Source organism: Stenotrophomonas sp. 1337 (assembly GCF_031455455.1).
GTDB lineage: Bacteria > Pseudomonadota > Gammaproteobacteria > Xanthomonadales > Xanthomonadaceae > Stenotrophomonas > Stenotrophomonas indicatrix.
Genome location: NZ_JAVDSR010000002.1, coordinates 283380 through 303233, shown reverse-complemented (window position 1 = coordinate 303233; position 19854 = coordinate 283380). Strand labels below are relative to the sequence as shown.

Below are 19854 nucleotides of genomic sequence, written 5' to 3'. Positions count from 1 at the left end.
CGGTCAGTCGATGCGCGCGTACGCCGGCAGGGTCAGGAAGTCGGTCAGTTCGTTGCTGCGGCTCAACTCGGCCAGCAGGGTGATGGCTTCTTCGATGCGGCCGCCGCCAGGCAGCGCCGAGGTATCGCCGAGGCGCGCCGGCAGCTGCGCCAGGGTGGTATCGAGCAGCGCCAGATCGATGGCAGTGCCGTCGTCCAGCTGCTGGCCCGGGGTATGCAGCCACTGCCACAGCTGGCTGCGGCTGATCTCGGCAGTGGCCGCGTCCTCCATCAGGTGGTGGATCGGCACGCAGCCGTTGCCATCCAGCCATGCGGCCAGGTAGCGCACGCAGACTTCGACATTGCCTTCGAAGCCAGCGCGGGTGATCGTGCCCGGCGGCCGCGCGATCAGTTCATCGCGACCCACGCGCACATCCTGGCGCAGCACGTGGTGCTGGTTGGGCGTGGGCATGTGCTCGTCGAAGATCGCCATCGCCACCGGAATCAGCGCCGGATGGGCGACCCACGTGCCATCGTGGCCAGCGCTCACTTCGCGCAGCTTGTCGGCACGCACCCGCGCCATCGCCTGCTCGTTGGCGGCGGCATCGTTGTTGATCGGAATCTGCGCGGCCATGCCGCCCATCGCATGTGCGCCGCGGCGATGGCAGGTCTGGATCAGCAGTTCCGAATACGCCTTCAGGAACGGCTGGGTCATGGTCACCTGGCCTCGCTCGGGCAGCACGCGGTCAGCGTGGCGGCGGAAGGTCTTCAGGTACGAGAAGATGTAATCCCAGCGCCCGCAGTTGAGGCCGACGATGCGATCGCGCAGGGCGTGCAGGATCTCATCCATCTCGAACACTGCCGGCAGCGTTTCGATCAGCACGGTCACCTTGATCTGCCCGTGCGGCAGGCCGAGCATGCCTTCGATGTGCGACAGCGCGGTCTCCCAAAGCGCCGCCTCTTCCATGCTCTGCAGCTTGGGCAGGTAGAAGTACGGGCCGCGGTCCCTGGACTGCAGCGCGCGCGCATTGTGGAAGGCAAAGACCGCCGCATCGAACAGGCCGCCGGCGAGGAACTGGCCATCCACGCGCACATGCTTTTCGTCCAGGTGCCAGCCGCGCGGACGCACGATCAGCACCGCCTGCTCCTCATAAGGGCGCAGTGCGTAGTGCTTGCCATTGGGTGCGGTGTACTGCAGGTCGCCGCGCACCGCAGCGGCCAGCGACTGCTGACCGGCCAGCAGGTTGCGCCAGGTCGGCGAGGTCGAATCCTCGAAGTCGGCCATGAACACCTTGGCGCCGGAGTTCAGCGCGTTGATGACCATCTTCGGGTCGGTCGGGCCGGTGATCTCGACGCGACGGTCCTGCAGCGCGGCCGGCAGCGGCGCCACGGTCCAGTCACCGCTGCGGATCGCGGTGGTGTCCTGGCGGAAGTCCGGCAGGCCGCCCTGGTCGAAGAATGCCTGGCGCTCGCGACGGGCCTGCAGCCGCGCCTGCCGGCCGGGTTCCACTGCCCGGTGCAGGGACACCAGCAGGGCCAGCAACGGCGCCGGCAGCACGGTGGCCTGGCCCGCCACCTGGGTCGCCAGGGCGATGCCCGGCGTGGCCTTGGCTGCGGTGGAGGGAACAGCGGAAGCGACGGCGGACATGGCAGAACTCCAGCGTGGGGGAACGACTCCACCGTGCGGCCGCAGCCCTGTATTTGGCAAAACAGTTTTTGCAATGCTTTACATAATTTGTGCTAATACTTGTGACGCCATGACCACGCGTAGCCCGCCAAGTCCTCGTTTTTCCTACAAATCCGATCGGCTGAAGCCGCTGCGCGCGTTCTGCCAGACGGTACGCCTGGGCTCAGTCTCACGGGCGGCTGAGGCACTTTTCGTCAGCCAACCGGCCATCAGCCTGCAGTTGCAGGCGCTGGAGCGTGAGCTGGGGGTACCGCTGTTCGAGCGCAGCGGCCGGCGCCTGGTGCCCAGTCGCGAGGGCCAGCTGCTGTATGAAATGGCGCAGCCGCTGGTGGAGAGCCTGGACGGTCTGGAAGCGCGCTTCCGCGACAAGGTGCGCGGGCTGGACGCGGGCGAGCTGAACATCGCTGCCAACAGCTCGACCATCCTGTACCTGCTGCCGAAGATCGTCGAACGCTTCCGCCAGCATTACCCCGACGTACGCCTGACCCTGCACAACGCCATCAGCGCCGACGGCACCGACCTGCTGCGCGAGGATGCCGCCGACCTGGCGATCGGCTCGATGACCGATGTACCGGCTGACCTCAGCTATGCGCCGGCCTACCGTTTCGAACAGGTGCTGATCGCCCCGCATGACCATCCGCTGGCCAGCGGTGGCGAGCTGGAACTGGCCGACATCGCCCGTTACCCGCTGGTGCTGCCGCCGAAACGGCAGATCACCTACCGGCTGGTGGACCAGGTGTTCCAGCGTCACCGCATCGCCTACACCGTTGCGCTGGAAGTGGGCGGCTGGGAGGTGATCAAGCAGTACGTGGCGATGGGCATGGGTATTTCCATCGTGCCGGCGCTGTGCCTGAACGATGCCGACCGCGAACGGTTGGCCGCACGGTCGATGAAGCGCTGGTTCCCGGAGCGCAGTTACGGGGTGATCGTGCGGCGTGGCAAGGCGCTGTCGGCGCAGGCGCGGGCGTTCATCGAGCTGATCCAGCCAGAGTTGTTCAGCCCGCGCGATTACGACCAGAGCGGGCATTCGGAGCGGTGAGGGGTTGTCGGCAGGGCTGCGCCCTGCACCTGCCGAATCAACGGCAACGGCAACGGCAACGGCAGAGGCAACGGCAACGGCAACGTCAAAGGCAACAGCGGGGATTCCGTGGGATGGCGGGGCGGTGTGAGTGGGCAGGACACGCCGTAAACCCGTCCTTGGGGGCTCGATGGCGCCATCCATGGCGCCAACGGTCCTGCCCACCCACACCGCCCCACCTCTGACAGATTTCCGCGATCTGTCGGAACGGCATGGCCTGCTCTTGGTGGGTGTCGACCTTGGTCGACACGGTTGATCCACGACATGCGTGGATGACGATTCCCGGCGTCGGGCTGGATAGACTGAGGCCATGTCCATCGAACTCCGCCACCTGCGCTACTTCCTTGCCGTTGCCGATACCCTGCACTTCGGCCAGGCGGCCGAGCGGTTGGGGATGTCGCAGCCGCCGCTCAGCCAGCAGATCCGGCAGCTGGAGGAACTGATCGGTGCGCGCCTGTTCGTGCGCAGCCATCGGCGTGTGCAGCTGACCGCTGCAGGGGAACTGCTGCAGGAACGTGCGCGCAGCATCGTGCAGCAGGTGGAATTGGCGGTGGATGAAGTGCAGCGCGCGCAGCGTGGCGAGCAGGGTGAGCTGCGTATCGGCCTGACCCGGGCCACGCCGTTGTCACCGCAGATTCCGCGTTCGATCCTGCAGTACCGCCAGCAGTATCCGCAGGTGCGGCTGCAGTTGAGCGAGATGAACACCCTGCAGCAGATCGATGCGCTGCTCGATGGCAGCCTGGATGTGGGCATCATCCGCAAGCGCACGCTGCCGGCCGAGCTGGTGGCGCACAGCCTGTTCGTCGATCCACTGGCGTTGATCGTGCATGCCGACCACCCTGCCCTGCGTCGCCTGTCGAAAGGCGGCACGCTGGCGTTGCGTGATCTGGCGCAGGAACCGTTCGTGGCGTTCCGCCGCAGCGCCGGGGCGGGCATCCATGACCACATGATCGCGCTGTGCGCGGCAGCGGGTTTCACCCCGCGCATCGTGCAGGAAGCCGGTGAGGCTTCAACGCTGATCAGCCTGGCCGCTGCGGGACTGGGTGCGGCGATCCTGCCTTCGTCGTGCGACCACATCCGGGTGGAAGGTGCGCGCTTCGTGCCGCTGGCCGATGCCGGCGCGCATTCGGAAGTGCAGTTGGCGTGGCGCCGCGAGGGGGTGACGCCGTTGATCCGCAATTTCGCCGGGCTGCTGCGCGAGGCGTTTGCCGAAGCGTGAGGTGCCGCGCTGCGCGCTCGCCGGGCACGGCCCGGCGCTACCGCTGGCCCACCCAGGTAGCGCCGGGCCATGCCCGGCGGGCGTCAGGCGGTCACCGGCTGCGGCGCGCGCTGCTGTAGCGCCCACACGATGCCACCGCCGATCAGGGTCAACAGCGCGGCGAATGCGCACACGCCCAGCCAGTCCCACGCGGCATAGGCCAGACCACCCACGCCGCCCAGCACGCTCGATCCCAGGTAGTAGGCAAACAGGTACAGCGCCGACGCTTCCGCACGCATCGAACCAGCACGACTGCCGACCCAGCTGCTGGCCACCGAATGACCACCGAAGAAACCGAAGGTCACCAGCGCGATGCCCACTGCCATCGCCGGCAGCCACGGCATCGCCAGCAGCACGATGCCGGCGGCGATCAGGCCGAAGGAGATCGCCAGGATGCGACCGCGCCCATGGCGCGTGGCCTGCTGGCCCATCCACGCCGAACTGAAGGTGCCGACCAGATACACGCTGAAGATCAACCCGACCACGGTCTGGCTGAGGTGGTACGGCGGCGCCAGCAGGTGATAGCCGAGGTAGTTGTAGAGGGTGACGAACACACCCATCAGCACGAACGAGGTCGCGAACAGCCACGGCAGGCCGGGATCGGCGAACAGCGTGCGCCAGCGCGCGGGCAGCTGGCGCAGGCCACTGCGACTGGCCTGGAAGTGGCGCGACGGTGGCAGCTGCAGCCACAGCAGCACGGTGCTGGCGATGGCGATGATCGAGACCACGCCGATGCCCCAGCGCCAGCCCCAGTGGTCGGCGATGATGCCGGCCAGCAGGCGCCCGCTCATGCCACCGATGGCGTTGCCGCCGATGTACAGGCCCATCGCCAGGCCCAGCGCGCGGCTGTCCATCTCTTCCACCAGGTAGGTCATCGCCACCGCCGGCACGCCGCTCAATGCCAGCCCCAACAGGGTGCGCAGCACCAGCAGGGTGGCCCAGTCGTCGACCAGTGCGGTGCACAGCGACAGCGTGGCCGAGGCCAGCAACGCAACGATCATCAGCGGGCGCCGGCCGACCGCATCGGACAGCAGGCCCGCCAGCAGCATGGCCACGGCCAGGGTGCCGGTGGTCAGCGACAGCGACATCGCGCTGCCGGCAGCAGACACACCGAAGTGGCGACTGAACTCGGGCAGCAGTGGCTGCACCGTGTACAGCAGGCCAAAGGTCGAAAAGCCAGCCAGGAACAGCGCCAGCGCGGTGCGGCGGAAGGCCGGCGTTCCCTGCTGGATGCGGGTGTCGACGGGAGCGTGGTCAGTACGGGGACGGTCGGCGAGGGCCGCCGGGGTATCGCCAGTCATGGGAGCGGTGGGCCGTGGGGGCGGCCGGATTGGAGGGGACGGGTCCCAGACTAGGCCCGTCCATCCAGTCGATCCATAACCTGATAGGTCATGATTGATACTTCTGGCATATCGATAAGCTTACAGCCGCTGCCACTCGAAGCCGTCGCCACGGCGGTAGTACACCGCCACTGCGCGGCCATAGATCTTGTCCGCATCGACGAAGCCGAAGAAGCGACCGTCGAAGCTGTTGCCACGATGGTCGCCCAGCACCAGCACCTTGCCGGCGGGCACCTGCAGATCCGCGATGTCCGGGCCACCGCCGCTGTCCAGATCGAGGCTGGCGCGGCGCTCTCCGAAAGCTTCGGTGTCGGCCAGGTCGGCGATCTGCAGCGGCTGGCCGTTGATGCTCAGGTGGCCATCGCGCAGCTGCACGTGGTCGCCGGCCACGGCGGCGACGCGCTTGATCAGGCGGGTGCCGTCGGCCGGCGAATCGAACACCGCCACCTCACCCCGCTGCGGCGTGCCGGTAGCCAGCAGCTCCTGGCTGGTGAACGGCAGGCGCAGGCCGTAGGCGCGCATGTCCACCACCACCCGGTCACCCGGTTGCAGCGTCGGCTGCATCGAACCGCTGGGCACGACATAGTGGTTGGCGAGGGTGTCGCGGGCGGCAGCGAGCAGGCCCAGCATCACCAGCAGCGGCAGTGCCTCCTTCTTCAGCCAGGTGAGCGCGCGCTCTGGGAACGGCGGACGGGCTACAGCATCCATGTCAGGCTCCGGGTGGTGGGTGGGCGTCAGACCGCAAGGGCAGGCGTGAGGTTCCCGCGCATCATGCCGGTCTCCATGCCCGTGCCGATCAACGGTCGGCAGCCACCGGGTGCATTCCGGCCGGACGTTATGAAGGTTTTACGCCCGGGCCGGGCACTGGGCATCGCACCTTTACGGCCCCCACGCGCATCGTGTGCCTACCGCGCCGCAGGGCGCTTTGCGCAAGGTGTTGTATGACCCTCCTGGTGATCCGGCATGCGTCGCCGTCGGTGCCGCGTCCGCTGCTGCCGGCCGAGTTGTCCGGCCATCCGGTGCTGTGCACCGACTGCGCCAGCCTGGCCGATGTGCGTCAGTGTCTGTGCCAGCCGCAGGCGCGCACCGCGGACTGGGTGCTGCTTGATGTCGGCGTCGCCGACGAGGCGCAATGGTGTGCCGAGGGCGGTGCGCTGCAGGCGGCGCTGGACGGTCTGCCGGCGGAGTACATCGAACTGCAGTCGCCGCACCAGCCCGGTCTGGAAGCGCGCCTGCGCCTGCAGCACGGCCCGGCCGCCGTGGTGGTCGACCAGCGCAGCCAGCAGGCGGGTTATCCGCTGTCATTGGCCATCGTCAGCCGTCGCCTGGCACGGGAGGGCTGAGCCATGTCGATCTTCATCATCCGTGGCCCGGAAGCGGCGGGCGCATTGATCCGCACCGCCGCGCCGCTGCCGGCGCCGGTACTGAAATCACTGGTGCACCGTGCGATCGATGCGGGCACCAGCGTGGCGATCCGCGCCTGCGGTTCGGAGCAGGAACTGCTGGACGCGCTGCGCGTGGCCGACCACAGCCGTGGCGAGGTGACGCTGCTGGATCCGGGCGCATGTGCCGACAGCCTGCGCCTGCAGCGGCTGCTGCCCTACCTGCACAACGCGTACGTGGAAGTGCATGACGATGGCGCCGTGGCCGAGCCGTGCCTGCCGGCCGGTGTTGGCCAGCGCCTGGGCATCGCCGCCGGGTACGGCGCGCAGAGCTATGTACTGGCGCTGGATATCGCGCTGGATCACCTGGGGTTGGCCGAGCAGGCGAACCGGGTGCATGTAGGGACGTGATGGCCGGGCTGCGCCCGGCACCCGGTAGTGCCGGCCGCTGGCCGGCAACCTCAACAGCCAAAGCCGGTTTCCTGGGGGATGGCGGGGTGGGGCCGGTTGCGGGGGACGCTGCAAGTACGTCCATGTAAGCTCGATCGCGCCATCCATGGCGCTCACGCCCCCGCAACCGGACCCGCCCCGCCTTCGACAGATTTCCGCGACCTGTCGGAATGGCATGGCCTGCTCTTGATGGGTGTCGATCTTGGTCGACACATGGATCCACGCCATGCGTGGATGAGCGACACAACGAAAAACGGCGGGGTTGCCCCCGCCGTTTTGTTTTTCGTACTTCAGGCCGCGCTTACTTCAGGCCGCGGAACTTCAGCAGCGGCTCCACCGACGGGTCCTTGCCGCGGAAATCGCGGTACAGGGTCGACAGCTCCACGCTGTTGCCGCGCGAGAGGATCTTGTCGCGGAATTCCTGGCCGTTGGCGGCGGTCAGGCCACCGTGTTCGGTGAACCACTGGTAGGCGTCATGGTCCAGCACTTCCGCCCAGAAGTAGGCGTAGTAGCCGGCCGAGTAACCGCCACCCCAGATGTGGTCGAAGTAGGTGGTGCGGTAACGCGGCGGCACCTGCGGCAGGTCGACCTTGAACTTCTTCAGCGCGCTCGCTTCGAAGGCCCCGACGTCCTGCAGCGGGGCATCGGCCTTCTGCGTGTGCCAGGCCAGGTCGAGCAGTGCCGCCGACAGGTACTCGGTGGTCGCATAGCCCTGGTTGAAGCTGCGCGCCTTGAGGATCTTGTCGACCAGTTCCTGCGGCATCGCTTCGCCGGTCTTGTAGTGCTTGGCGTAGTTGGCGAACACCTTCGGGTCCAGCGCCCAGTGTTCGTTGAACTGCGACGGGAACTCGACGAAATCGCGCGAGGTGGCGGTACCGGCGATCGACGGGTACTTCACGTTCGAGAACATGCCATGCAGTGCATGGCCGAACTCATGGAACATCGTGGTGACGTCGTCGAAGCTGATCAGCGCAGGCTGGCCGGCGGCCGGTTTGGTGAAGTTGCAGACGTTGTAGACCACCGGCTTGGCACCGGTGAGGCCGTCCTGTTCGACGAATACGTCCATCCAGGCGCCACCGGACTTGCTGTCACGCTTGAAGTAGTCGGTGTAGAACAGGGCCAGCGAGGTGCCGTCCTTGTCGAACACTTCGTACACCTTCATGTCCGGGTTGTAGGTCGGAATGTCGGTGCGCGGCTTGAAGGTGATGCCGTACAGCTGGGTGGCGGCGTAGAAGACGCCGTTCTGCAGCACGTTGTCCAGCTCGAAGTACGGCTTGATCTGCGACTCGTCCAGATCGTACTTGGCCTTGCGCACCTGCTCGGCGTAGAAATCCCAATCCGAGGCGGCCACCTGGAAACCACCCTTCTGGGCGTCGATCACCTTCTGGATCTCACCGGCTTCGGCACGCGCCTTGGCGGTGGCGGCAGGCACGGTGTCGGTCAGCAGCTTCAGTGCGGCCGCCGGGGTCTTGGCCATCTGGTCGCCCAGCTGGTAGTCGGCGAAGGTGTCGAAGCCGAGCAGCTTGGCCTTCTGCGCACGCAGCTGGGCCAGGCGCTGCACGGTCTGCCGGGTGTCGTTGGCATCGCCACGCTCGGCACGGGTTTCCGAAGCCTTCAGCACGGCGGCGCGCTGGTCGCGGTCGGTCAGCGAACCGAGCACCGGCTGCTGGGTGGTGTTCTGCAGCGGCAGCAGGAACTTGCCATCCAGCTTGCGGTCCTTGGCGGCGGCGGCGGCATTGTTGACCGCGCCCTCGTCCAGGCCGGCCAGCTTGGCCTTGTCGTCCACCACGACCGCAGCAGCGGCGGTTGCAGCCACCAGGCGGGTGTGGAACTGGGTGGACAGCGTGGTTTCTTCCACGTTGAGCTTGCGCAGGCTCGCCTTGTCGGCGTCGGACAGCTGTGCGCCGGCGCGCACCAGGCCGTCGTAGTAGTGCTCGACCAGGCGCTTCTGCACCGGATCCAGGCCCAGCGTCTCACGCTGGTCGTACAGCGACTTCACGCGCGCGAACAGCTTCGGATCGAGGTTGATCTCGTCTTGGTGCGCGGCCAGCTTCGGCGCCACTTCTTCCTGGATCTTCTGGCGGGCATCGTTGGTGTCGGCTTGGACCAGGCCGAAGAAGATGCGCGACACGCGGGTCAGGGTCTCGCCGCTGCGCTCCATCGCCACGATGGTGTTGTCGAAGGTGGCCGGCTCGGCGCTGTCGGCGATCTTGCGCACGTCGGCCAGATGCTGGCGCATGCCTTCTTCGAAGGCCGGCAGGTAATCGCTGTCCTTGATCTTGTCGAACGGCGGTGCCTGGAACGGCAGGCTGCTGGCGGTCAGCAGCGGATTGGTGGAGGCTTCGGCCGGCTGCTGGGCCGGTGCATTCTGGGCTTCGGACACGGGGGTGGACTCCTTGCCGGAACAGGCCGCCAGCGCCAGGCTGATGGCGGCGGCCAGGACTACGGTACGCGACATGTAAAACGCTCCTTGGGCAGACGGTACGGGATGGCAGCCGTCCACCCTACTCCTGTCACGGGCGCCCGGCATGTGCCGGACGTGGCGTCTACGCTGCCAGCAGCGGCTGGCTCAGACCGTGCCGCGGGTCTTGCCGATCCAGGGCCGGTAGAACTCGCGGATGGTCGCCATGTCTGCGGCATCATCGCCGGTCGGCGTGAACAGCGGGCCGATGCCGATGGTCTTTTCCGGGTAGTGGAAATACGCGGCCAGGATCGGCACGTCGGCCATCCGCGCAATCTTCAGGAAGCCGGCCTTCCAGTCCTTCACGGCCTTGCGGGTGCCCTCGGGGGTGATGGCGAACCACATCTTCTCGTTGTTGCGCAGCAGGTCCACGGCCTGGCCGACAGTGCCCTGCGGCGAGCTGCGATCCAGCGGGATCACGCCCAGCTTGTGCAGCAGCGGGCCCAGTGGCCACCAGAACAGCGAGGCCTTGCCCAGCACCTTCACTTTCATGCCCAGTGCGATCTTGGCGGCCATGCCCCACAGCCCGTCCCAGTTGGACGAATGCGGAGCGATGATGAAGACCAGCCTGGGAACGTTCGGCAGCGTACCGGTCACTTTCCAGCCGCCCATGCGCAGCGTGCAGCGCGCCAGCCAGCGCAGGAAACGGTTGGGCTTGACCTGCGGCATGTTCGGCGGAATGGCCGGCAGCAACGGCGTCGGGTTGTTCAAGCAATCACTCCCAGTCACGTGATGAGCGCCCGCGCTTGATCTGCGCGCGCCCGCGTTTGGCGTCCAGACGACGCAGTTTCGACCCGAAGGTCGGCTTGGTGGCCTTGCGTGGTTTGGGCACGCTCAGCCCGGCCTGGATGAAGGCCGCCAGCCGCTCGCGCGCATCCTCGCGATTGCGATCCTGGGTGCGGAAACGTTGCGCGTCGATGACCAGCACGCCTTCGCCGGTCATGCGCCGGTCGCGCCGCGCCAACAGGCGCTCGCGCAGCGGCTCGGGCAACGAGGGCGAGCCGGCCACGTCGAAACGCAGTTCCACCGCGGTGGAGACCTTGTTGACGTTCTGGCCGCCGGCACCACTGGCACGCACGAAACGCTCGACGATCTCGCCGTCGGGGATTTCAAGCTGCGCGCTGATGATGACCGGTCCACTGCCCATCCGCGCATTGTAGCGGCAGCCGCGTTGCCGTGGCTGCCATCACGCCCCGTATGCCGCCGATCAGGCACCGAACACGCCGCCTTCGCCTTTGCCGGGGGTATGCTTGCCATCCCGTGTACTGCAGGACGCTCCGCATGATCCGCTTCGTTCCCTCCCTGTTGCGCCGCGCGACCCTGCTGCTGGTGCTGGCCGCAGCAAGCGCGCCGGTGCTGGCCGCAGCCCCCACCGATGGCGACATCAACCGCCTGCTGTCGGCCTCGCGTGCGCAGAGCATGATCGACACCATGCTGCCGCAGATCGAAGCGATGCAGCAGCAGCAGTTCCAGCAGGTCGCCGCACAGCGCAAGCTCAACGCCCAGCAGCAGGAACAGCTGCAGCGCATCCAGGCCCGTACCAGCCAGACCCTGCGCCAGGCACTGTCGTGGCAGCAGCTGCGGCCGATGTACGTGGACCTGTACAAGAAGACCTTCAGCAAGGAAGACGTGCTGGCCATGGCCGAGTTCTACGAGAGCCCGGCCGGCCAGAGCCTGCTCGACAAGACCCCGGCGCTGATGCAGAACGTGATGGTGGCGATCCAGACGCGCATGCAGCCGCTGTTCGCCGATCTGCAGAAGGATCTGGAAGCGATCGTCAACGAGCCGGAAAAGAAGTAAGACGGTAGCGCCGGGCCATGCCCGGCGAGCGCGAAGCGCGGCCGTTTCATCGCAGAAGCCGCCGGGCATGGCCCGGCGCTACCGCTACGGAGCCTGCCAGCCGAACAGGTCCAGCGCCTTCTGGAATTCACCGTCGACCGGCGCGCGCACATCCACCGTGCCACCATCCGGATGCGGAAAGCGCAGGCGCTCGGCGTGCAGCAGCATGCGGTGCACACCCTGCATGCGGAAGTTGCGGTTGTGCCGGCCATCACCATGGCTGGTATCACCGATCAGGTGATGTGACAGGTGCTTGAGATGGCGGCGGATCTGCCGGAAGCGCCCGGTCAGCGGCTGGCAGCGCAGCAGTGCATAGCGCGAGCTGGTGAACTCGCCCACCGGTACCGACAGTTCGCCGGTAGCCAGGCGCTGGAAGTCGGTGACCGCCGGCTTCTTCACCGGCTTGCCGGGACCGCCATCCAGATCGTGGTCGACCTGCCAGGCCTCCTCGGCCGGCCAGCCGCGGCAGATGGCCAGGTAATCCTTGCTCACCTCGCCGCCCATCAACGACTTGCCCAGCGCACTGGCCGTATCACGGTCGAAGGCCAGCAACAGGCAGCCGCTGGTGGCGCGATCCAGGCGATGGACCAGGAAGATCGGCCGGCCCAGCTGCTCGCGCAGGCGATCGGCGAGGAAATCATCTTCGCCACGGGCCAGCTTGCTGTCATGGACCATCAGCCCGGCCGGCTTGTTGACCACGGCCAGTCGTTCATCCAGGTGCAGCAGCTGCAGGGGCGCGGTTTCAGTCTCGACCGCGGCGAGGGTGTCAGGTTCGGTACTCACCGCGCGATTATCCGGATGACGCGCTGAACAGGGTAGTGCCGGCCGCTGGCCGGCAACGTCGAGGTCGCCCGATGACTGCGGTTGCCGGCCAGCCGCCGGCACTACCGCACCAGGCCAGCGACCCGCGCTACCGGGGCGACGCCCGGTCAGGTGTTGCGCAGCGCCAGCAGTTCGCCATTGCCCACCGGCACCAGGCTGGTGGTGAACGCCGCGTCTGCGGCCAGCAGGGCGCGCAGCGGCTCCATCTCACCGGCATGCGAGGTGGCGTTGTCGACCACCAGCAGGCCGCCGGGGCACAGTACCCGACGCAGCTGCGGCCACCAACCTGCGTACTGCTGGCGATCCGAATCCAGGAACAGCAGGTCGATGCAGCCCTGCTCGGCCTGCGCCAGCCACTGCCCGGCATCACCGTGGACCAGGTTGATGCGCTCGCCCAATCCACTGCGGGCGAAATTCGCGCGGGCCATCGCCACCTTGTCGGCAGCGAACTCCAGCGTGGTCACCTGGCCATCGATCGCGGCCGCCGCTTCGGCCAGCCACAGCGTGGAATAACCGTTGGACGTACCGATCTCCAGCACGCGGCGGGCGTTGCCGAAACGCACCAGCACCGACAGCAGTTCACCGGTGTCGGCGGTGATGTTGAGCATGCGCCGACCGCGCTCGGTTTCGCACGCATCGTTGTCGCTGCCGAACTGCGCGAGCTCCTGTTTGAGCGCGCTCAGCGCATCCATCATCGCCACCACGCACGCGCCAGTGCGAACGCTCCAACCGCACCGGACACCCAGCTCCACGCCGGCACGTCGCCCCAGTACCAGCCCGGCGGCTGCAGCACGTACATCAATGCGGCGATCGCCAGCAGGCCGACGCCGGTGATCGCACCGACCGCATGCTTCTGCAGGCGCTGCACACTGGCATCCAGCGCAACCAGATCGCGCGAGCGCATCGCCAGCTCATGGCGACCTTCCACCTGCTGGGTCAGCCAGGCGTGCACCAGGCGCGGCATGTCCGGCGCATGGGTCATGATTTCCGGCAGGCGCTTGCCGATCTCGCGCACCACGCGGCGCGGGCTGTAGCGCTCGCGCAGGATCTTCGCCAGCACCGGCTTGGCCACGGCCCAGATATCGATCTGCGGGTCCAGCTGGCGGCCGACGCCCTCGATGTTGAGCAGGGTCTTCTGCAGCAGGATCAACTGCGGCTGCAGGGTCAGCTGGTAGCGCTGGGCCACGCGGAACAGCTTCATCAGCACTTCGGCCAGCGAGATCTGCGACAGCGGGCGGGTGAAGTACGGCTCGCACACCGAACGCACTGCCGCTTCCAGATCATCGATGCGCACGTTGTCGGGCATCCAGCGCGCCTGCACGTGCAGTTCGGCGATGCGGCGGTAGTCGCGGTTGAAGATGGCCATGAAATTCTCGGCCAGGTAGTACTGATCTTCCTGCGAGAGCTGGCCCATGATGCCGAAGTCCAGCGCGATGAAGCGCGGGTTGTCGCGGCGTGCCGGATCGATGTCGACCCAGATGTTGCCGGCGTGCGCGTCGGCATGGAAGAAGTTGTCGCGGAACACCTGGGTGTAGAACACCCGCACGCCCTTGGCGGCCAGTGCCTTGCGGTCGATGCCGGCCTTGTCCAGCGCGGCGATGTCGTCGGAAGGAATGCCCCATACGCGCTCCAGGGTCAGCGCGCGCTCGGCGGTATGGCTCCAGATCACTTCCGGTACGTACAGGTCGTCGGAGTTCTCCCAGAAACGGCGCAGCACGCTGGCATTGGCGCCTTCGCGCTGCAGGTCCAGCTCGGCGGCCAGGGTGTTCTCCACCTCGGCCACCACTTCGCGCGGGCGGATCTTGTCGGCGCGCGGATGGGTGCGCTCGACCAGCGTCGCCAGCGAGTTGAGCAGGGCGATGTCAGCGTCGATCTGTTTTTCGATGCCCGGGCGCAGCACCTTGACCACCACCTGGCGGCCGTCGGCCAGGGTGGCCGCGTGCACCTGCGCGATCGACGCCGAGGCCAGTGGCTCGGTATCGAAACTGGCGAAGGCTTCGCTGACCGGCAGGCCCAGCGCTTCCTCGACGATGCGGCGTGCGGTCTCGCCGTCGAAGGGCTTGACCCGATCCTGCAGCAGGGTCAGCTCATTGGCCACGTCCGGCGGCACCAGGTCGCGGCGGGTGGACAGGATCTGACCGAACTTGACGAAGATCGGCCCCAGGTCCTGCAGCGCCAGGCGCAGGCGCGCACCCCGCGACTGTGCCGCGATGGCGGCCGATGCGCGCGGAACGAACGGCTTGGCCAGGCGCAGCCAGCGCTCGGCCGGGGTGCCCTGCAGCAGGTCGTCGAGGCGGTAACGCAGGATCACCCGGCCGATGCGGCTGGCCCGCAGCAGCGCCTTCATGCGGCACCCCGCAGGCGCTGCACGCGTGCGCCGAGGCGCTCGACATCGTCGCGCAGCACGTCCACGTCATCGTGGAAGGCATCCAGCTCGGCACGTGGCACCACGTCGCGCGATTCCTCGGTGATGAATTCAGCGGCGCTGTGGGCAAGGTCGATCGCCCCCTGGCGGGCATGCTGCAGGGCGCTGCGCAGGGTGTTGGCCACCTGCACGCCCAGCACGTCACCGAACACGCTGACGAACGGCTGCTGCCAGTCCGGATCGAAGCCCTTGGCCAGCTGCTGCAGGCGGCGCGCCAGCTCGGCATCGCCGGCCACGCGTACGCGCCCCTTGCCGTTGTCAGCGCCCTGGCGGGCACGCGCCAGCAGCGGCAGCTGTGCCAGCACGCCGGCCAGGCTGCTGCGCACGGCCAGGTCGGCTTCCTGCGCATCCACCGGGCCGACACGCAACTGGTCACCGTCGACGCTGATGCGCATTGCCAGCGGCGGCGCGTCCAGGGTCAGGTCGATATGGCGACCGTCGAGGCTGGCCAGTGCGTGGCGGGTATCCGGATCCAGCGCCAGCGCGCGGTTCAGGGCGATCTGCAGGGCACGGCCAGCGACCGGCTTGAGGGACTTGAGCAGGGAAAGAGCCATGTGCGCATTCTACCTGCGTGGGTGGGGGGCTTGGGCCGGGCTGCCGCCCGGCACCCGCAGACGCAACGGCCAGAGCAACGGCGACGTCAACGTCAACGTCAAACGCTGGCTTGCTGTAGGGAGGCGGGGTGGGTCCGGCATCCATGCCGGGGACACCCCCGCAACCGGACCCACCCCGCCTTCGACAGGTTTCCGGTAGCCATTTGCGGTAGTGCCGGCCGCTGGCCGGCAACCTCAGCAGGTGTCGACCTTGGTCGACACGGTAGATCAGGGGCATGCGCAATTGACGCGTGCGAAGGGATTTCTGGTTCATCTGTGCCTCACGCGGAAGGCCGATGAAGGTTCATGCTATGGAGCCACGCAACGCACAGGACATCGCATTTCCATGGCACGGACACGGGTTGGCATCATCTTCGGTGGCAGGTCTTCCGAACACGAAGTTTCGCTGCAGTCGGCGAAGAACATTCTCGACGCGCTCGACCGCGAGCGCTTCGAACCGGTGCTGATCGGCATCGACAAGCAGGGCCAGTGGCACCTGAGCCAGCCGGACACCTTCCTGCTCAATGCCGAGGATCCGGCGCGCATCGCGCTGCATCCTTCCGGCACCGCGCTGGCGGTTCTGCCCGGCACCGAGCAGGCCCAGCTGCAACCGACCGATGCGGGCAGCGCGCTGGGGCAGATCGATGTGGTGCTGCCGATCGTGCACGGTCCGCTGGGCGAGGACGGTGCGCTGCAGGGCCTGCTGCGCATGGCCAACCTGCCCTTCGTCGGCTCGCCGGTACTGGGTTCGGCGGTAGCCATGGACAAGGATGTAACCAAGCGCCTGCTGCGCGATGCCGGCCTGCAGGTGGCGCCGTGGGTCTGCATCCGCCGCCATGAAGCCGATTCGGTCGATGTCGATGCCCTGATCGCGGCACTCGGCCTGCCGCTGTTCGTGAAGCCGGCCAACCAGGGCTCATCGGTGGGCGTGAGCAAGGTCAAGGACGCCGACGGTTTCGCCGAGGCATTGCAGACTGCGCTGCGCTACGACCACAAGGTTCTGGTGGAATCGGCCGTGGTCGGCCGCGAAATCGAATGCGCGGTGCTCGGCAACGAGCGGCCGCAGGCCAGCATCTGTGGCGAGGTGGTGCTGCACGACGAGTTCTACGCCTACGACACCAAGTACATCAACGAAGATGGCGCCGAAGTGGTGGTGCCGGCCGCGATCGACGCGGCGACGCAGGCGCGTATCCAGGACATCGCGCTTCAGGCGTACCAGGTACTGGAATGCGCCGGCATGGCGCGCGTGGATGTGTTCCTGACCGCGGATGGTCGGATCGTCATCAACGAGGTCAACACGCTGCCCGGCTTCACCCGCATCAGCATGTATCCGAAGCTGTGGGGCGCCAGTGGCGTGGGCTACACGGCGCTGATCACGCGCCTGATCGAACTGGCGATGGAACGGCACGACGCCGATCGCCGATTGCACAGCGCGGTGCGCTGACCGCGCTTCGGCAGTACCGGCCGCCGGTCGGCAACCCCGGGTAATCGAGGTTGCCGGCCAGCGGCCGGCACTACTGTTCAAGCGGTCATGTGCGCTTGCGGAACATCGAGATCACCGCCAGCACCAGGAACACCACGAACAGGATCCAGGCGATGTTGCTGGCGGCACCGGCGATGCCGGAGAAACCGAGCACGGCGGCGATGATGGCGATGACAAAGAAGATGACGGCGTAATGCAGCATGGTGCTCCTCGCAGGTGGTCGGCCGTGGGTGGCGTTGTGTCCATCCTGCGCATCTGCCGGTGTGCAACCGGTGATGGCGATCTCTGCGCGTAATGAAGGCTTCAGCGCGGTGATGCCGCCGTCATGATGCGGCCTTCAGTCGTCGCAGCCCTTCTTCGATGCTGACCTGCGGCACGTAGCCGAAATCACGGCGCGCCGGCTCCATGCTGTACCAGTGCGGCGTGCACAGCTGCTCGGCCAGGAAGCGCGTCAGCGGCGGCTCGCCACGCAGGCGCAGCAGCGGCCACAGCCGCTCGCAGATCGCGCCGATCCGATACGCCGTCTTGAAGCTGATCGCCTTGTCCACGGTTGGAGCGCCCACCGCTTGCAGCAGCTTGTTGACCAGCTCGCGCATCGGCAGCGGTTCGCCATTGGAAATGAAGTACGCCTTGCCGGCGCAGGCCGCGCCCGGTGCCAGCGCCTCGAAGGCGAGGAAATGCGCCAGCGCGGCGTTGTCGATGTACGTGGTATCGACCTTGTTGTTGCCATCGCCCACCAGGCGCAAACGGCCAGCGCGTGCACGATCGGCCAGACGCGGCACCAGCTGCTGGTCGCCCGGGCCCCAGATCAACCGCGGACGCAACGCCACGGTTGCCAGGGTCGCGTCATTGGCCGCCAGCACGCGCTGTTCGGCAATCGCCTTGGTCGCCGCGTACGGCGCCTGGAAATCCTCGCCATACGGCACTTCGTCCGCACCCAGTCCTTCCACCGGGTGCGTGGCGCGGTGGGTCACGCTGGGCGTGGAAGTGTAGACCAGCCTGCCGATGCCATGCGCGCGGCAGGCGGCGATGACGTTGTCGGTGCCGACCACGTTGGCCTGGTGGTAGCTGTCATAGCTGCCCCACGCACCCGCCTTGGCACCGTTGTGGAACACCGCATCGACGCCGGCCACCGCATGCAGCACCGCCTGCGGATCGGCCAGGTCACCGCGGATCTGGCCCACGCCCAGCGCCTGCAGTTGCGGGTAGTGGCTGCGGTTGAATGCCAGCACCTGGTGGCCACGTTCGACCAGGCCACGGCACAGCGCCTGGCCAAGGAAACCACCACCACCGGTGACCAGGATCTTCATGCGCGCTTCTCCAGTTCGGCGCGGGCCCAGACGGCGAGCTTCTCGCGGCCGATCTTGGCATTGTGACGGATATCGACGGGGAACGCCGGATGCATCAGCACGTGTTCCAGCTTCATCTCGGGCAGACGCGCCGCGGCCGTGGCATGCAGCGCCTCGCGCAGAGCAGGGCTGTCGGACTGGCCACGCTGCAGCTCCACGCACAGCACCGGCACCTGCGCACCGGCCGCGCCGACACCCACCAGCGCAGTGCGTGCCACGCCGGGTACGGTGTTGAACACCGGCTCGACCTGTTCGGTGTACAGCGGTCCGTGGGCGGTTTCCACGCGATGGGTCTTGCGGCCACAGAACCACAGCCGTCCCTGCGCATCGAAGTAGCCGACATCGCCCATGCGATGCACGATGCGGACGCTGCCATCGGCCAGGGTTTCGCTGATCTTCGCCGCCGCCGTCGCCTGCGGACGGTTGAAATAACTGTCGGTGGCGGTCGGCCCGGCCACGGTGATCTCACCGATCTCGCCCACGGCCAGTACGCGCGCCTGCGACCAGTCCGGCAGCGGCGCATCGTCGATGGCGATGATGCGCACCTCGTTCGGTGCGACCACGCTGCCGACGCAGGTGCCGGCACCGCCCTCGGTGGCCGCGCGCGTACGCTCCAGCTCGCGCCCCTCGACCACCGCCACCGGCAGGCACTCGGTGGCGCCATACGGCGTCCAGAACTGGGCATCGGCCGGCAGCAGGCTGCGGATGGTGGCAACCACGTCCGGCGGCACCGGCGCACCGGCCGAGGTCACCCGGGTCACCGTCGGCAACGGCCGCCCGTGCCGCGCCAGCACCCGCATCAACGCAGGCGAGCCAAACAGCTGGGTCACGCCGAAACGCTGGATGGCGTCATGCAGGCGCGCCGGGTCGGCCTGGGCCGGCCGGGTCGGGTCCATGTCCGGAATCACCGAGGTCAGGCCCAGTGCCGGATCGAACAGCGCAAACGGCGGGAAGGTCGGCAGGTCCACCCCGCCCGCCTCCATGCCGAAGGCGCTGCCCAGCAGCTCGATCTGGCCGACGAAGTGGCGGTGGCGGTAGACCACGCCCTTGGGCACGCCGGTGGAGCCGCTGGTGAACAGGATCGCCGCCGTGTCCTCGCCATCGGTGTCGGCCAGCATCGGGCCGCTGTTGGCGCCGGCACGCTCCAGCGCGGCCAGCGTGGTACCGCCCCAGCCCAGGCGGCGACCGACCGTGACCAGACGGGTCGCCGAAGGCGCCCAGCGCAGCGCCAGCCGCGCCACGTGGGCCAGCGGGATGCCGATGAAGGCCTGCGGCTGTGCCTCGTCCAGGCACTGCTTCAGCGCGCGCTTGTCGATGCCCGGATCGACCAGCACCGGCACCGCGCCCAGCTTGAACAGGGCGAACATCAACAGGAAGAACTCCGGCGACGGCCGCACCATCACCACCGTGCGCACCCCGCGGCCGATACCGTAACCGGCCAGGCCGGCCGCCATCGCATCGCTGCGGGCGTCCAGCTGGCGGTAATCCAGGGTCACGTCGTAGGCCGCCATGCCGTTGCCGGCGCCGCGGCGGCCGGGGCAGCGGATGGCGATCTGGTCGGGGCGTTCACGCGCCAGCTCGGGCAGCCGCGCGGCGATGTTGCAGGATCGGTTCATCCGTTCATTGTCGCCGCTTACGGAATTTCTTGCGCGGCGGCCGCCAGCGTGGAAAATCCGCATCCTCGTCCCTTTCCCGATGCCGCCCGAGGC

19 protein-coding genes are annotated in these 19854 nt (G+C 67.6%); 6 read left to right on the top strand and 13 right to left on the bottom strand.

What is annotated here, in order from left to right:
• Positions 1-3: 3 nt before the first annotated feature.
• A complete protein-coding gene (aceB, locus tag J2X70_RS05280) occupies positions 4-1626 on the bottom strand; it encodes a malate synthase A (protein WP_032978130.1) in 1623 nt (540 codons plus the stop codon).
• Between the two features lie 109 nt (positions 1627-1735).
• Here aceB and J2X70_RS05275 point away from each other — a divergent pair, with 109 nt between their 5' ends.
• Together J2X70_RS05275 and J2X70_RS05270 are read left to right on the top strand one after the other, a co-directional pair.
• Positions 1736-2704: a LysR substrate-binding domain-containing protein gene (locus J2X70_RS05275; protein WP_025875812.1), complete on the top strand. Its 969-nt coding sequence runs from the start codon at positions 1736-1738 to the stop codon at positions 2702-2704.
• Between the two features lie 349 nt (positions 2705-3053).
• Positions 3054-3962, top strand: a complete 909-nt coding sequence (locus J2X70_RS05270) for a LysR family transcriptional regulator (protein ID WP_218788380.1) — start codon at positions 3054-3056, stop codon at positions 3960-3962.
• An 83-nt stretch (positions 3963-4045) separates the two neighbouring features.
• Here the strand turns inward: J2X70_RS05270 and J2X70_RS05265 are convergent, their stop codons facing one another.
• Both J2X70_RS05265 and lepB read right to left on the bottom strand, forming a co-directional pair.
• Entirely contained in the window at positions 4046-5302 is a 1257-nt protein-coding gene (locus J2X70_RS05265) for an MFS transporter (protein ID WP_032978124.1), read from the bottom strand.
• Positions 5303-5422: 120 nt separating this feature from the next.
• Entirely contained in the window at positions 5423-6049 is a 627-nt protein-coding gene (gene lepB / locus J2X70_RS05260; RefSeq protein WP_025875818.1) for a signal peptidase I, read from the bottom strand.
• Positions 6050-6282: 233 nt separating this feature from the next.
• On the opposite strand from lepB, the gene J2X70_RS05255 reads away from it, so the two are divergent.
• Together J2X70_RS05255 and J2X70_RS05250 are read left to right on the top strand one after the other, a co-directional pair.
• Positions 6283-6684 (top strand): hypothetical protein, encoded by a 402-nt coding sequence (locus J2X70_RS05255; protein ID WP_032978120.1) that lies wholly within the window; start codon positions 6283-6285, stop codon positions 6682-6684.
• A 3-nt stretch (positions 6685-6687) separates the two neighbouring features.
• Positions 6688-7134 (top strand): hypothetical protein, encoded by a 447-nt coding sequence (locus J2X70_RS05250; RefSeq protein ID WP_025875822.1) that lies wholly within the window; start codon positions 6688-6690, stop codon positions 7132-7134.
• Positions 7135-7474: 340 nt separating this feature from the next.
• Here the strand turns inward: J2X70_RS05250 and dcp are convergent, their stop codons facing one another.
• The 3 genes from dcp to arfB all read right to left on the bottom strand — a co-directional run bounded on the left by dcp (position 7475) and on the right by arfB (position 10781).
• A complete protein-coding gene (gene dcp, locus J2X70_RS05245) occupies positions 7475-9631 on the bottom strand; it encodes a peptidyl-dipeptidase Dcp (protein WP_025875824.1) in 2157 nt (718 codons plus the stop codon).
• A 111-nt stretch (positions 9632-9742) separates the two neighbouring features.
• A complete protein-coding gene (locus tag J2X70_RS05240; RefSeq protein WP_025875827.1) occupies positions 9743-10345 on the bottom strand; it encodes a lysophospholipid acyltransferase family protein in 603 nt (200 codons plus the stop codon).
• A 4-nt stretch (positions 10346-10349) separates the two neighbouring features.
• On the bottom strand, positions 10350-10781 hold the full coding sequence (gene arfB, locus J2X70_RS05235; protein WP_025875829.1) for an alternative ribosome rescue aminoacyl-tRNA hydrolase ArfB: 432 nt from the start codon (positions 10779-10781) through the stop codon (positions 10350-10352).
• Between the two features lie 134 nt (positions 10782-10915).
• Between arfB and J2X70_RS05230 the strand changes: the two genes are divergently transcribed.
• Positions 10916-11434 (top strand): DUF2059 domain-containing protein, encoded by a 519-nt coding sequence (locus tag J2X70_RS05230; protein ID WP_032978115.1) that lies wholly within the window; start codon positions 10916-10918, stop codon positions 11432-11434.
• An 84-nt stretch (positions 11435-11518) separates the two neighbouring features.
• Here J2X70_RS05230 and J2X70_RS05225 read toward each other — a convergent pair whose 3' ends face one another.
• From J2X70_RS05225 to J2X70_RS05210, 4 genes are all read right to left on the bottom strand, one after another.
• A complete protein-coding gene (locus J2X70_RS05225; protein ID WP_025875833.1) occupies positions 11519-12256 on the bottom strand; it encodes a pseudouridine synthase in 738 nt (245 codons plus the stop codon).
• A 146-nt stretch (positions 12257-12402) separates the two neighbouring features.
• Positions 12403-12990: a class I SAM-dependent methyltransferase gene (locus tag J2X70_RS05220; RefSeq protein ID WP_309909426.1), complete on the bottom strand. Its 588-nt coding sequence runs from the start codon at positions 12988-12990 to the stop codon at positions 12403-12405.
• Entirely contained in the window at positions 12987-14642 is a 1656-nt protein-coding gene (ubiB, locus tag J2X70_RS05215; RefSeq protein ID WP_033832742.1) for a ubiquinone biosynthesis regulatory protein kinase UbiB, read from the bottom strand. Before ubiB ends, J2X70_RS05220 begins: the two co-directional genes overlap by 4 nt.
• Positions 14639-15274, bottom strand: coding sequence for an SCP2 sterol-binding domain-containing protein (locus tag J2X70_RS05210; protein ID WP_025875838.1), 636 nt, complete (start codon positions 15272-15274; stop codon positions 14639-14641). Before J2X70_RS05210 ends, ubiB begins: the two co-directional genes overlap by 4 nt.
• A gap of 385 nt (positions 15275-15659) precedes the next feature.
• Between J2X70_RS05210 and ddlA the strand changes: the two genes are divergently transcribed.
• Positions 15660-16757 (top strand): D-alanine--D-alanine ligase, encoded by a 1098-nt coding sequence (gene ddlA / locus J2X70_RS05205; protein WP_033832740.1) that lies wholly within the window; start codon positions 15660-15662, stop codon positions 16755-16757.
• 85 nt (positions 16758-16842) lie between these two features.
• Here ddlA and J2X70_RS05200 read toward each other — a convergent pair whose 3' ends face one another.
• The 3 genes from J2X70_RS05200 to oleC all read right to left on the bottom strand — a co-directional run bounded on the left by J2X70_RS05200 (position 16843) and on the right by oleC (position 19761).
• The gene (locus J2X70_RS05200; protein ID WP_025875842.1) at positions 16843-16998 is read right to left on the bottom strand and encodes a DUF1328 domain-containing protein; all 156 of its coding nucleotides are present in this window, start codon (positions 16996-16998) and stop codon (positions 16843-16845) included.
• Between the two features lie 121 nt (positions 16999-17119).
• A complete protein-coding gene (gene oleD / locus J2X70_RS05195) occupies positions 17120-18106 on the bottom strand; it encodes a 2-alkyl-3-oxoalkanoate reductase (RefSeq protein WP_025875844.1) in 987 nt (328 codons plus the stop codon).
• The gene (gene oleC / locus J2X70_RS05190; protein WP_080150330.1) at positions 18103-19761 is read right to left on the bottom strand and encodes an olefin beta-lactone synthetase; all 1659 of its coding nucleotides are present in this window, start codon (positions 19759-19761) and stop codon (positions 18103-18105) included. Before oleC ends, oleD begins: the two co-directional genes overlap by 4 nt.
• Positions 19762-19854: the final 93 nt, after the last annotated feature.

Coding starts and splice junctions, on each gene's coding strand:
- J2X70_RS05200 (WP_025875842.1), bottom strand. CDS start 16,998: ATGCTGCATTACGCCGTCATCTTCTTTGTCATCGCCATCATCGCCGCC.
- dcp (WP_025875824.1), bottom strand. CDS start 9,631: ATGTCGCGTACCGTAGTCCTGGCCGCCGCCATCAGCCTGGCGCTGGCG.
- J2X70_RS05265 (WP_032978124.1), bottom strand. CDS start 5,302: ATGACTGGCGATACCCCGGCGGCCCTCGCCGACCGTCCCCGTACTGAC.
- J2X70_RS05210 (WP_025875838.1), bottom strand. CDS start 15,274: ATGGCTCTTTCCCTGCTCAAGTCCCTCAAGCCGGTCGCTGGCCGTGCC.
- J2X70_RS05220 (WP_309909426.1), bottom strand. CDS start 12,990: ATGATGGATGCGCTGAGCGCGCTCAAACAGGAGCTCGCGCAGTTCGGC.
- arfB (WP_025875829.1), bottom strand. CDS start 10,781: ATGGGCAGTGGACCGGTCATCATCAGCGCGCAGCTTGAAATCCCCGAC.
- J2X70_RS05255 (WP_032978120.1), top strand. CDS start 6,283: ATGACCCTCCTGGTGATCCGGCATGCGTCGCCGTCGGTGCCGCGTCCG.
- J2X70_RS05270 (WP_218788380.1), top strand. CDS start 3,054: ATGTCCATCGAACTCCGCCACCTGCGCTACTTCCTTGCCGTTGCCGAT.
- aceB (WP_032978130.1), bottom strand. CDS start 1,626: ATGTCCGCCGTCGCTTCCGCTGTTCCCTCCACCGCAGCCAAGGCCACG.
- J2X70_RS05275 (WP_025875812.1), top strand. CDS start 1,736: ATGACCACGCGTAGCCCGCCAAGTCCTCGTTTTTCCTACAAATCCGAT.
- oleD (WP_025875844.1), bottom strand. CDS start 18,106: ATGAAGATCCTGGTCACCGGTGGTGGTGGTTTCCTTGGCCAGGCGCTG.
- J2X70_RS05230 (WP_032978115.1), top strand. CDS start 10,916: ATGATCCGCTTCGTTCCCTCCCTGTTGCGCCGCGCGACCCTGCTGCTG.
- lepB (WP_025875818.1), bottom strand. CDS start 6,049: ATGGATGCTGTAGCCCGTCCGCCGTTCCCAGAGCGCGCGCTCACCTGG.
- J2X70_RS05250 (WP_025875822.1), top strand. CDS start 6,688: ATGTCGATCTTCATCATCCGTGGCCCGGAAGCGGCGGGCGCATTGATC.
- ddlA (WP_033832740.1), top strand. CDS start 15,660: ATGGCACGGACACGGGTTGGCATCATCTTCGGTGGCAGGTCTTCCGAA.
- oleC (WP_080150330.1), bottom strand. CDS start 19,761: ATGAACCGATCCTGCAACATCGCCGCGCGGCTGCCCGAGCTGGCGCGT.
- ubiB (WP_033832742.1), bottom strand. CDS start 14,642: ATGAAGGCGCTGCTGCGGGCCAGCCGCATCGGCCGGGTGATCCTGCGT.